The sequence below is a fragment of the uncultured Abiotrophia sp. genome, assembly GCF_938010525.1.
Lineage (GTDB): Bacteria > Bacillota > Bacilli > Lactobacillales > Aerococcaceae > Abiotrophia.
In genome coordinates, this window is sequence record NZ_CALLVK010000024.1 from 14,515 (window position 1) to 26,731 (window position 12,217).

Annotated in this window: 10 protein-coding genes; all 10 read right to left on the bottom strand. The window is 46.1% G+C overall.

Features of this window, described 5'->3' with window-relative positions:
* Positions 1–32 precede the first annotated feature (32 nt).
* A complete protein-coding gene (dnaJ, locus tag Q0339_RS08030; RefSeq protein WP_298078309.1) occupies positions 33–1,190 on the bottom strand; it encodes a molecular chaperone DnaJ in 1,158 nt (385 codons plus the stop codon).
* Positions 1,191–1,288: 98 nt separating this feature from the next.
* Positions 1,289–3,121 carry a molecular chaperone DnaK gene (gene dnaK, locus Q0339_RS08035; RefSeq protein WP_291454649.1) on the bottom strand — a complete coding sequence of 611 codons (1,833 nt, stop codon included), beginning with the start codon at positions 3,119–3,121 and terminating at the stop codon, positions 1,289–1,291.
* Positions 3,122–3,178: 57 nt separating this feature from the next.
* A complete protein-coding gene (gene grpE, locus Q0339_RS08040; protein WP_298078311.1) occupies positions 3,179–3,775 on the bottom strand; it encodes a nucleotide exchange factor GrpE in 597 nt (198 codons plus the stop codon).
* 44 nt (positions 3,776–3,819) lie between these two features.
* Positions 3,820–4,809 (bottom strand): heat-inducible transcriptional repressor HrcA, encoded by a 990-nt coding sequence (gene hrcA / locus Q0339_RS08045; RefSeq protein ID WP_298078313.1) that lies wholly within the window; start codon positions 4,807–4,809, stop codon positions 3,820–3,822.
* A gap of 173 nt (positions 4,810–4,982) precedes the next feature.
* On the bottom strand, positions 4,983–5,852 hold the full coding sequence (locus tag Q0339_RS08050; protein ID WP_298078314.1) for a YitT family protein: 870 nt from the start codon (positions 5,850–5,852) through the stop codon (positions 4,983–4,985).
* A gap of 3 nt (positions 5,853–5,855) precedes the next feature.
* A complete protein-coding gene (gene hemW, locus Q0339_RS08055; protein ID WP_298078315.1) occupies positions 5,856–7,028 on the bottom strand; it encodes a radical SAM family heme chaperone HemW in 1,173 nt (390 codons plus the stop codon).
* Position 7,029: 1 nt separating this feature from the next.
* The gene (gene ribF / locus Q0339_RS08060; RefSeq protein WP_298078316.1) at positions 7,030–7,977 is read right to left on the bottom strand and encodes a riboflavin biosynthesis protein RibF; all 948 of its coding nucleotides are present in this window, start codon (positions 7,975–7,977) and stop codon (positions 7,030–7,032) included.
* 5 nt (positions 7,978–7,982) lie between these two features.
* Complete coding sequence (truB, locus tag Q0339_RS08065) at positions 7,983–8,912, bottom strand: tRNA pseudouridine(55) synthase TruB (RefSeq protein ID WP_298078317.1); 930 nt, start codon at positions 8,910–8,912, stop codon at positions 7,983–7,985.
* A gap of 98 nt (positions 8,913–9,010) precedes the next feature.
* Positions 9,011–11,698, bottom strand: coding sequence for a phosphoenolpyruvate carboxylase (gene ppc, locus Q0339_RS08070; protein ID WP_298078318.1), 2,688 nt, complete (start codon positions 11,696–11,698; stop codon positions 9,011–9,013).
* Between the two features lie 147 nt (positions 11,699–11,845).
* Positions 11,846–12,205: a 30S ribosome-binding factor RbfA gene (rbfA, locus tag Q0339_RS08075; protein WP_268442862.1), complete on the bottom strand. Its 360-nt coding sequence runs from the start codon at positions 12,203–12,205 to the stop codon at positions 11,846–11,848.
* Positions 12,206–12,217: the final 12 nt, after the last annotated feature.

A 12,217-nucleotide genomic window follows, 5' to 3' on the forward strand; every position in this document is an offset into this window, starting at 1 on the left:
CAAAAAAGGCTGGAAGATTCCAGCCTTTAGACTTATTTGCCTTCAAACATATCCTTCATCTTATCGAAGAAGCCACCTTCATGGCCCTTGACAGATTCACCACTAGATTCAGCCAGTTGCTTGAAGAGATCCTTTTGGCGATCACTTAAGCGTTTTGGCGTTACCACTTTGGCGGTTACGTGTTGGTCCCCATTGCGGCCACCGCGTAGACTTGGTGCTCCCTTCTCGCGTAAACGGAAGGTGGTACCAGTCTGGGTACCAGCTGGGATTTTAAGTTTGACGTTACCATGAACAGTTGGTACTTTCACTTCATCCCCTAGGGCTGCCTGGCTAAAGCTGATAGGCAGTTCGTAGAAGATTTCAGTACCTTCACGTTCAAAGATGTCACTCTCTTCGACCTGGAAGACCACATAGAGGTCGCCGTATGGGCCGCCATTGGTTCCGGCTTCACCTTGACCAGATACTCGCATTTGTTGGTTGTCTTCTACCCCTGCAGGGACTGTGACTTTAACCGAATGCTGTTGGGTTTCCGTGCCAGCACCGTGGCAAGTTGTACATTTTTCCTTGATTTCTTTACCTGTCCCGCGACAGACATCACAGGTTGCCTGAGACATCATGGCACCAAATGGAGTGTTGCGTTGAACGTTGATAACCCCAGAACCATGACACTTGTGACAGGTCACTGGCTCGGTTCCTTCCTTGGCACCTGAACCATGACAGGTATGACATTCTTGCTTACGATTATAGGTGATGGTGACTTCCTTACCAAAAATGGCTTCCTCAAATTTGAGTTTAACCCGGTATTGGAGATCATCACCCCGACGGGCTGCGTTGGCTCTTGCAGAACCAGCACCACCCATACCGCCACCGAAGAAGGACTCGAAGATATCTTCAAAGCCGCTGAATCCTCCACCGCTGAAGCCGCCAAAACCGCCACCACCGAAACCACCGGCACCATAGGAGCCGTCGGTGGCTGCGTGACCATATTGGTCGTACATAGAGCGCTTATCAGTGTCACTTAGGACCTCGTAAGCTTCGGTAATTTCTTTGAATTTATCGGCTGCGTCTGCTTCTTTGTTAATGTCTGGATGATATTGTTTGGATAGTTTACGATAGGCTTTCTTGATTTCGGCGTCACTAGCATCTCGAGAGACCCCTAGGACGTCGTAGTAATCACGTTTATCTGCCATTTTCCCACTCCTTTATTCAAGCCCTAGGGCTTATGACACAGTTAGATTAGAAAGGAAACGCCAAAGACAAGCTCTGGCGTTGATCCTTACCTCTCAAATTAGTCGATTTCTTCGAACTCAGCGTCTACAACGTCATCGCCAGCGGCATTTGTATCAGCTTGAGCTTGCCCATCGCCTTGAGCTGCTTGTGCTTGGGCTGCGGCTTGCTCATAGAGTTTAACCGTTAAGTTTTGGACGATTTCATTGAGGGCGTCACGTTTAGCCTTCATTTGATCTAGATCATTGGCCTCGATGGCTGCCTTTAGTTCGTCACGAGCTGCTTCAGCCTTCTTGACTTCTTCTTCTGAAACCTTGTCTTTAAGGTCAGCTAAGACTTTGTCAGTTTGGAAGACTAATTGATCAACTTCGTTGCGGAGGTCAGCTTCTTCACGACGTTTCTTGTCGGCTTCAGCGTTAGCTTCGGCATCTTTGACCATGCGGTCGATTTCTTCGTCAGTTAGACCTGAGCTAGACTTGATGGTGATGGTTTGTTCTTTACCAGTCCCTAAGTCCTTAGCACTTACGTTAACAATCCCGTTCTTGTCGATGTCAAAAGTAACTTCGATTTGTGGGATACCACGTGGTGCAGGTGGAATATCGGTCAATTGGAAGCGACCGAGGGTCTTGTTGTCAGCCGCCATTTGACGTTCCCCTTGGAGGACGTGTACGTCTACCGCAGGTTGGTTGTCAGCTGCTGTTGAGAAGACTTGTGACTTGCTAGTTGGGATGGTCGTGTTGCGGTCAATCAACTTAGTGAAGACGCCACCCATGGTTTCAATCCCTAATGACAATGGTGTTACGTCTAAGAGGACGATGTCTTTAACATCACCGGAGATAACCCCACCTTGAATAGCAGCACCCATGGCCACCACTTCGTCAGGGTTAACAGATTTGTTAGGTTCTTTGCCAGTTTCCTTACGAACCGCTTCTACAACGGCTGGAATACGAGTAGAACCACCAACCAAGATTACTTCGTCGATATCGGATTGAGATAAGCCAGCATCTTTGAGGGCTTGACGAACAGGTTGTTTAGTACGTTCTACTAAATCGTGTGTTAATTCTTCGAACTTAGCACGAGTCAAGGTCAATTCCAAGTGAAGTGGGCCTTCAGCTGACGCCGTGATAAATGGTAAGCTGATTTGGGTAGTAGACACACCAGATAAGTCCTTCTTAGCTTTTTCCGCAGCGTCTTTAAGACGTTGGAGAGCCATCTTATCTTTAGAAAGGTCTACACCATGTTCTTTCTTGAATTCAGCTACTAAGTAGTCCATAATCTTTTGGTCGAAGTCGTCCCCACCTAAGTGGTTGTCCCCTGAAGTTGACAATACATCGAAGACGCCATCACCTAATTCAAGAATGGACACGTCGAAGGTACCGCCCCCTAAGTCGAAGACGAGGACTTTTTCTTCTTTGTCAGTCTTGTCTAAACCATAGGCCAAAGCAGCGGCTGTTGGTTCGTTGACAATACGTTCAACTTCTAAACCAGCGATTTTACCAGCATCTTTGGTTGCTTGACGTTGTGCATCGTTGAAGTAAGCAGGTACCGTGATAACCGCTTTGTCGACTTTCTCACCTAAGTAGTCTTCTGCATAAGACTTCAAGTATTGGAGAATCATCGCAGAGATTTCTTGTGGTGTGTAGTCTTTTCCGTCCATGTGGACCTTGTAGCTGCCGTCACCCATGTGACGTTTGATAGAGCTTACGGTTGATGGGTTGGTAACGGCTTGACGCTTAGCTACTTCCCCTACTTGGATTTCACCATTTTTGAAAGCCACAACAGATGGAGTTGTACGGTTACCTTCTGGGTTTGGGATAATTTTTGCTTCGCCGCCTTCTAAGACAGATACGGCAGAGTTTGTAGTCCCTAAGTCAATACCAATAATTTTTGCCATAATAGTTTCCTCTTTTCTTTTAGTTTGATTTTTTAGTCTGGAATATTCATTAAAATGTTACTGAGCGACAATGACCATGGCAGGTCTTAAAACCCGGTCTTGTAACAAGTAGCCTTTTTGTAAGACATTGATGACTGTATCAGCTTCCTGACCCTCGCCTGCAGGCATCATACTAACGGCCTGATGGAAATTAGGGTCAAAGGCTTGGTTCAATGGGTCAATGACGCTAATGCCTTCTTTTTCAAAGGCTTGTTGGAACTGCTTGTAAACCATCTCGATACCCTTATGGATGGCTTTGGCATCTTCGGACTCAGCTGGGGTTGCCAAGGCGCGTTCCAAGTTATCAGCTACATCTAAGAGATGGCTGGCCAAGCTTTGCGAGCGATATTTAGCTGCGTCTTGGCGTTCGCGTTGATTAATGCGACGCATGTTCTGTATTTCTGCTTGTAGACGTAACAGTTGGTCGGATAAAGCTTCTTTTTCAGCCTCTAACTGACCGACTTGGTCTTCCGCTTCTTCAATGGCTTGATCTAGGCTGTCGCTTGATTGATCAACTTCAACCTCTTCTTGATCAGCACTGTCTTGAGTCTTATCAAGCATTTCATCTTGAACAGGTGTGTCTTGCTTGAGCACTTCTTTTTCTGTGTTTGACACGTAATCGCCTCCTTTAAGGGTTTGGTAATTCTGGATGTGGCTACTTAATAATGGGCCAGTTCATGCGTGATGTGATGCATCAAGCCCAGCACACGCTGATAAGGCATCGTAGCGGGACCAACTAGGCCGATGATGACCTGTTGTGCTTGATACTGATAGGATGAGGTCACGAGACTGACGTCTGCTAGGCCTCCCAATCCCAGTTCAACTGCTAAGCCTTGCTTGGCTTCAAGTAGCTGGAACATTTCTGCTGACCCATCGATTAGATTGAAGAGTCGCTTGTAATCTGACACTTCTACTGAATCGAATAAGTTATTCTTACCACTGACATAGTAACTACGCCCCTTCAAATGGCGCATTAATTTGGTGATAACTGACGAAAAGTCGACTTGGAAGCCAACTAAGCGCTGCATCAAGAGTGGCAAGGTCAATTTAAGTCGTTGCTGTGCTTCTAGTAAGGGTAAGCCAACAATTTCTTGGTTGATGGCTTGAGTCAAACGACCCAAGTCCTCTCGACTTAAGGATCGTGGTAAATCTACTAGATCACTTTCAACGCTTCCCTTGTCAGTCAAGACAATGGCGACAATCCGACTCTCGCTGAGTTGTATCAAGCGGAACTCACTTAAATGATATTGTTCCTTGGATTCTCCCAAAACGACGGCCGTATAGCCAGTCAAGGAGACCAAGATATCAGCTGCCAATTGGGCATGCTGCATAGCGTCAAAATGGCGATCTCGGAAGATAGATTGAATTACCTCACTATCTTGCTTAGCCATTTGAATATCTGCTTGATCTTCGATCAGTCGATCTACATAGTAGCGGTAACCATCAAAGGATGGAATCCGTCCACTAGAAGAATGAGCCTTCTTGAGATAGCCAATGCGCTCAAGTGCCAACATATCGTTTCGTACGGTTGCCGGTGAGACATCCAATAGACTCTTCTGAAGCAGGGTCTTAGACCCAATCGGTTCTTCATACTGGCCATACAGCTGCACAATCAACTGTAAAATTTGTTGCTGCCTAGCTGTTAACATTGTTCTCACCTCTTTTTAGCACTCTTTTACCTCAAGTGCTAATGCTAGTATACACCCTATTTTACCCCTTGTCAACCCTTTTGAGCATAAATTTTAGCACTCTTTTTATTAGAGTGCTAATTTTACCTAGAATAAAAACTCGCACTGGTCAAAAGCGCGAGTTTATAAGCTTTTTAGCGATGAGGAATCTGTTGACCAGTCTCAGCATCTAGATAGAAGGAGAAACCTTCCCCATGTACTTGTTGGACATTGGAGATAATCATAAAGGCAGTTGGATCAATCTCAAGCACTGTCCGTTGCAGAGGTAGGAGCTGGTTACGGCTAACCACAATGAAGAGGACATCTTTGTCATTGCGGGTGTAGTAACCTTGCCCTTTGAGGATGGTAATCCCGCGTTGAATGCGTTGGGAAATAGCCTGAGCCACTTTATCCGAATCCTTAGAGATAATAGTAACGGACTTCTTAGGGTTGAAACCTTCTAAGATAAAGTTCATGATGCGGGTAAAGACAACCAACATGGCTAAGGTTAGCACCGTCTTCTCTAAGCCGATAACAAAGGAAGTTGAAAGTACAACGACTGTATCAATCATGAGGAAACCAGCAGAGGTGTTAATTCCAAAGTACTTATTAAGAATCATCACGATAATATCAGCCCCAGCGGTAGTCCCGCCGCCTAGGAAAACCAAACCAAGCCCTACCCCAATCATGGCACCCGCCATAAGCGGAATAATCATGGAATTTTCGGGAATAAAGCCTGTGGAAGGCAGAATCTTTTGGAAGACGGAGATACACATAACCGATACAATGGTCAGATAGAGGGTTTCCCGCTCTAGATAACGCCAACCGATAATTAAGAGGGCCACGTTGATGATCCAGTAAGTGATGGCGTTATCCCAACCTAGCGTATACTTGAGTAGTAATGTGACCCCGGTCACGCCACCCTCCCCCATATGGTTAGGCACCAGTAGCAAATTAATGGCATAGGCAAAGATTAAACTCCCTAAAACTACTAAAAAGAAATTCTTCAAAAATTTACGATTCATCAATTAATCCTCCTTATTCATTATTTGCGGCCTTTCCTTGAGCCAACCGATCAAATCCCGAAAGACTAGATCGGCTAAGAAAAGGCCCCTTGTAGTTAAATAAATGCGGTCACTTTTTTCTATTAAAAGTCCACGCTCAGCTTGCTGTCTGAAGAAATCAGCAAACAAGGCTTCTGCCCGATAACCAAAACGTCTTTGGAAGTCAGTCAGGCAGACCCCTTGCGTGGTACGCAAGGCCAAGAAGAGAAATTCTTCCATCTGATCAACTAAGTCCAAGGGACTAGCATCAATAATAGGCTTATTTCCCGCTCTTAATTGTTTAAGGTAATGGTGAACGGGCCCGTGATTGTAATAACGCGCCCCATCTAAGAAACCATGAGCACCCGCACCAAAGCCATAGTAAGGCGTATAACGCCAATAACCTAGATTGTGTTGCGATTCATAGCCTGGTTTGGCGAAGTTGGAGACTTCATACTGGTGGATGCCGGCGTCTTTGAGCCGGTCAATAGCCAATTGAAACATATCGGCATCTACATCCTCGCTAGGCAGGGGCAACTTGCCCTGGCGCATGAGTTGCTGGAAGACTGTCTGATTCTCAATAATCAGAGAATAGAGGGAATAATGAGGCAAATCCAAAGATAAGGCCTTGGTCAAACTCTCATCGAAGTCTGCTAAAGTTTGTTCTGGCAAACGAAAAATCAAATCAATGCTGAGATTTTCAAAGCCTACCTGGCGAAACCAGTCGATGGACTGGTAGATTTGTTTTTCCCGATGATTACGTCCAATTTTACGGAGTAGTCGGTCATTGAAGGTCTGGACCCCCATACTGATACGGTTAACCCCCTGGTCTTTGAGCAGACGGCATTTTTCTAGGCTAAGTTCACCTGGGTTAATCTCAAAAGAAAATTCGGTCTTGTCCGTCAGGGGCAAGCGCCGGTGAATAGAGGCTAACAAGTAATCCAACTCTGACAGAGACAAGCAACTTGGGGTCCCACCCCCAATATAGAGGGTGTCTAGGGGCTGCGTCTGATCTAACTCGTAGGCAGCCATTTCCTGGTCCAAGGCGGCCAGATAATCCCCGACTGGTTGGCCATCATAGAAAAACTTATTAAAGGCACAATAATGGCAGATTTTCTTGCAGAAAGGAATATGGATATAGGCGGCCTTGGCTTGCATGCTAGCCCTCCTTGTTCATTTGCTGGAAGTAAGCTTGTGAGGCTGCTTGGTCAGTCTGCAGTTGTTGAATTAGGCCCTGAACCGATTCGAATTTGACTTCGCCACGCAGATAGTGATGCCAACGAACTTTAACGGTCTCACCATAAATGAGCTGGTTGAAGTTAAAAATATGCACCTCGCAGGTCAGACCTGTCTCTGTCTCAAAGGTCACATTATAGCCAATCGAAGCCATGCCTTGATGCCAAATGCCATTGACTTGAATCTCGACCACATAGATACCCGGTCCTGGTTGGACTTGGCCAGCTTGGGGACGAACATTAGCCGTTGGAAAGCCAATGGTTCGTCCTCGCTTCTCACCATGAACGACCACACCGCTGGTCTCATAGACATAGCCTAGAGCCAAGTTGGCCTCATCGATTTTTCCTTCACGTAAGAGTTCCCGAATGGGTGTCGAGCCGATTTTTTCCTGATTAAGCACCAGTTCAGGCACTTCAATAATTTGGAAGCGACCAGCTGCGTGTTGCGGTAAGGTGGACATGTTGGCTTCTTCTTTAGGACCATAAGTATAGTCAAAACCTGCTACCACCACCTGAGCCTTAAGGCCGACAATGTATTTTTCAACAAAAGCTTGAGGAGACTGGGAGCCAAAGGGATAGGTAAAGTCTACTAAGAAGACCATGTCCACCTGATTAGCTTCAAGCAATTCCATTTTACGGTCTAAGTCTGACAGGTAATCCATTTCAGCAGCTGTCAATCGACTGTATACGATTTTTGGATGTTGGTTGAAGGTCATGATCGCCAAAGGCAAACCTAAGCGGTCGGCCTCTCGACGTCCGGCTTGAATGACAGCCTGATGTCCCCGATGCACGCCATCGAAGAATCCTAAAACCAAGACAATGGGCCCCTTAAGTTGCGGAAGATTTGGGTGGTGTATACGAATAATTTCCATGTTGTCTATCGTGACTCCTCTTCATAGGTAAACATCTTCAAGGGCTTGACCATACCAGGTTTGCTTGGATGTGGCCCGTAAATGGCACGAACTTTGCCTTGGTAGTAGCAAGCGGTAGCCTCTTTGAGAGCTTGGTTGAAAGCAGTGCTTGGCACAACCTGCCCATTCTTGACTATGGGCCACTCTGAATCTTGCAAGTGGTAATGTGGGCAAAAGTTGATTGCTTGATCCAGTGGAACTAGTATATGGCTAACTCGCCCTTGATCTGCCGCTTGGGCCACTTCTTCTAGGCTATGGGCCTGAGACAAGCTATAGCCCCCCGTCATGTAGCGGACCAGATGAGACATGTGGCTTGGATAGCCTAGCTTAGCGCCTAGATCGACTGCTAGGGTTCTAACATAGGTTCCCTTGCCGCATTGGACATCAAAAGACCAGCGTTGTAGGCCTTCTTGCGGATCGAATTCACTGGTCCCTAGTCGTTCAAAGCGGTCAATCCGAGCTATTCGTCGTGGACGTTCCACTTGCTGACCTGCACGCGCATATTCATAGAGGCGCTTGCCCCCTACTTTAACAGCTGAGTAATAAGGCGGAATCTGAACAATCTCTCCTAGAAAAGTCGCCATGGCGGCATCAATTGTGGCATCCGACACTGGCTCTTCAAGTCGCTTACGTTCGACAGGCGCTCCGTCGGCATCCTCTGTCTCGGTAGAAAAACCCAAGGTGATTTCGCCCCGGTAGCCCTTTTGACCATCCATTAGGTCTTCAACTAACTTGGTTGCTTGGCCAATACAACAAACTAAGACGCCCGCCACGTTAGGATCCAAAGTACCGGTGTGACCAATGCGTTTGGTTCTGAGAATTTTGCGTAATTTAAAGACAACATCGTGACTGGTCATACCGACTGGTTTATTGATTACCAAGATTCCGTGATACATAGTGTGCGACGCTCCTTTAAATTTCATAACGATTTATTATATCAGATTTAGGGCCAAAAGACTAACAAAGGGCTTAGATAAGGGCTTGAGAAGTGCCATCAACCAGAGTTACGCAAGCCAGTCGCAATCCCATTAATGGTAATGTGCAAAATCTTGCTAGCCAAAGGACTGAGCGGTTCTTGGCGAGACCGTCTAATCAGTTCCACTTGTAAGTAATTAAGGGCATTGAAGTAAGGTAGACGCATAGCTAAGGAATCACGCAGGTAATTATTTTGTGCCAACAGCTGCGCTTCCCCTTCTATTTGTAAGAGGAGATCCTTGGTGCGTTGCCACTCTGCTTCTAAGATTTGGAAGATGGCTTGACCATTATCATCCTCAACTAGTTGGCTATAGTAACGAGCCACTTCCATATCAGACTTAGCTAAGACCATGTCTACATTAGACAGTAAGGCCCGGAAGAATGGCCACTCTGCATACATTTCTTGCAATAAAGCTAAATGACTAGGGTCTTCTTCAATAAAACGTTGGAAGGCAGTTCCTACACCATACCAACCTGGGAACATCATGCGACTCTGTGACCAAGAGAAGACCCAAGGTATAGCCCGCAGACCATCAATATCGGTCACCTTCTTACGTGAAGCAGGTCGAGAGCCAATATTAAGCTGACTAACCTCCTTAATTGGCGTTGCTTGGAAGAAGAAATCGGAGAAGCCAGGAGTTGCAAAGACTAATTGGCGATAGGCTTGATAGCTCCAATCAACCAAGCGATTCATAACCGCTTCATAAGGTTTGCTGTCTTGAACTTCATGGGCTAACAAGACGTGAGACAAGGAGGCCACTAACATGTTTTCCAATTGATAATAAGCTGTGTCAGGATTACCATACTTGGTCCCAATGACTTCGCCCTGCTCTGTCACCCGCATAAGACGGTTAATCGTCCCAATAGGTTGCGACATAATGGCCTCATAACTTGGCCCACCGCCACGTCCGACGGTCCCCCCACGACCGTGGAAGAAACTAATGGTAATGCCCTCTTCCCTACCTAAACGGGTTAATTTATTCTGAGCTAGATAGAGAGCCCAGCCAGAAGCAAGGTAACCCCCATCCTTGTTGGAATCCGAATAACCTAGCATAATTTCCTGACACCAATCTTGGCTTTCTAGCCATTTCTGAACAAGAGGCAGGCGCAAGTAAGTGGTCATGACCTCTAGGGCTTCTTCTAAGTCTTCAATGGTCTCGAAGAGTGGCACTAGTTGGACATGTGCCCAGTCAGGACCGATTAAGCCTACTTCCTTGAAGAGCAAAGCCAACTCTAACAAGTCAGAAACGGAAGTCGTATGAGAAATAATGTGGCGTTTGATGATGCGGTGGCCCAAACGATTTTGTAGGTCAGCGACGGCCTGATAAATAGCCATCTCACCTTTCAGAATATCTGATGGTTGATTTAAGGCGCTCGATAAGCGACGAGGTTCTTGGGTTAACTGGTGTAAGAGGCAGTTGATTTTGCTTGCTTCATCTAGCTGACTATAATTCTCCTCAACCTTGGATTGTGCCAATAATTCAGCCACACATACCTCATTGATACTGGAGTCTTGTCTTAGGTCGATACTGGCTAAATGGAAACCAAATATTTCTACACAGACAATTAAGGATTCTAGCGGAGCTAATGTGTGTGATTCCTTGCCATCGGCTCTAAGCGCCTCTAAGACAAGGTTTAAGTCAGCCTTGAAGGTCTCGGCATCTGGATAGGCTTGGGCTTGAGGCTGAGAATCCTCCACTATAATTAAGGATTTGCTAGCACAAAGGCGATTCTTAATGGTGTTTAAAGCCTTACGATAAGGTTCCTTCTGGCGGAAAATAGAGTAATCTTCAGAAACTTCTGCTAAAGCAGCCAATTCTGGGGTCACAGACACTAAATCACTAGAGAAAGAATAGCGGCGATAAAGCTGGTCCAGGCTGTTTAAGTAATGGTCTAAGATAACTTGTGATTGAATGTGGGCGGTCAGGCGTAAGGTTTCCGCAGTCACATAAGGGTTGCCATCCCGATCCCCACCAATCCACATGCCCATGGTAATTGGCAGAGCTTGCTGAGGCTCTATCTCTAAAGCAGACAGGGCTTGGCGATAATTAAGGGTAATATCTGTGATACTTTCAATCAGAGATTTCTGATAATAGGTCATGACATTGGCGATTTCATTTGCGACTTGTAGCTTCTGCTCGCGAATCAAATCTGTGCCTAAGATAATTTCAATGACGGCTTCAAGCTCGTGTTGCCAAGCTTGTCGGTCTAAAAATTCAGGTCTCGTGTTACGATAGTCCCTTAAAAGACCGTAAAGTTTATCCATGAGATCCAGCATGGACTTACGCTGGACTTGAGTTGGGTGAGCCGTTAAGACTGGCTCAATGGTCATGGGACGCTCAAGCACTTGGCCCTTGCCTGCTTGCTTGATGGCAGCCAATGTAGCCGGCAACTCCCCTTGAAAATCAATGTAACGACAACGTTTCATTTTGATTTGACTCGCTAACTCCACATCTTCTGCGATGTTAATCAGGAAAGGCAAGGCCGAGAAGTAACGGGCTACTAGCGCTAAATCTTCTTCAGCAAGCGGCTGAATAGTTGCTACATAAGCTGAGTAGTCCCCTTGATCCGCTAAATTCTTAAGCTTGGCTAATAAGGCTTGCTGCTGGGGTGAGGTCATGGAAGTAAAGGCTCGCTCAAGAGCATCTGTAAGAAGCTGAGATAAATGCATAACTTGACTCTGTTGAATCTGGTTTTCAATATTCACGGATGTCACCTTCTCTTTGGCAAAAATATCTAACTCTTATTATAGGTTAAATAGACTAGTTAAACAAGTCGCCCTCCCCATACTTGTGCTGACTAAGTCACATTTTGAGCCATAAAAAAGAGACTAGGCTCCCCTAGTCTCTTTGCCTTATTCTGCTTGATCTTGTTGATGAATTTGGTTGAGTAATTGATCAATACGATTTCCGTAGTCCACTGAACGGTCACGTTCGAAACGGATTTCTGGTGTCTTGTAGAGCTTAAGGACCTTGCCCAGTTCACTGCGAACCAGACCTGTTACTGCCTTGAGCCCTGCTTCCGTCTTCTGACGCTCACCAGCTTTATCACTCAGTGTTGAATAGAAGATGGTCGCCTGTTGCAAGTCACCAGTTAAATCCACATCGGTAATAGTCACCCCTTCGATACGCGGATCTTTGGCTTCGCGTAGCAAAATGCGGTTGACTTCACGCATGATTTCTTGGCGGACACGGCCTAGACGATAATTTGCCATGGGGTTCTTCCC

Bases quoted from the DNA above. Each gene is read 5' to 3' on its own strand.
- dnaJ (WP_298078309.1), bottom strand. From the start codon at position 1,190: ATGGCAGATAAACGTGATTACTACGACGTCCTAGGGGTCTCTCGAGAT.
- dnaK (WP_291454649.1), bottom strand. From the start codon at position 3,121: ATGGCAAAAATTATTGGTATTGACTTAGGGACTACAAACTCTGCCGTA.
- hrcA (WP_298078313.1), bottom strand. From the start codon at position 4,809: ATGTTAACAGCTAGGCAGCAACAAATTTTACAGTTGATTGTGCAGCTG.
- Q0339_RS08050 (WP_298078314.1), bottom strand. From the start codon at position 5,852: ATGAATCGTAAATTTTTGAAGAATTTCTTTTTAGTAGTTTTAGGGAGT.
- hemW (WP_298078315.1), bottom strand. From the start codon at position 7,028: ATGCAAGCCAAGGCCGCCTATATCCATATTCCTTTCTGCAAGAAAATC.
- ribF (WP_298078316.1), bottom strand. From the start codon at position 7,977: ATGGAAATTATTCGTATACACCACCCAAATCTTCCGCAACTTAAGGGG.
- truB (WP_298078317.1), bottom strand. From the start codon at position 8,912: ATGTATCACGGAATCTTGGTAATCAATAAACCAGTCGGTATGACCAGT.
- rbfA (WP_268442862.1), bottom strand. From the start codon at position 12,205: ATGGCAAATTATCGTCTAGGCCGTGTCCGCCAAGAAATCATGCGTGAA.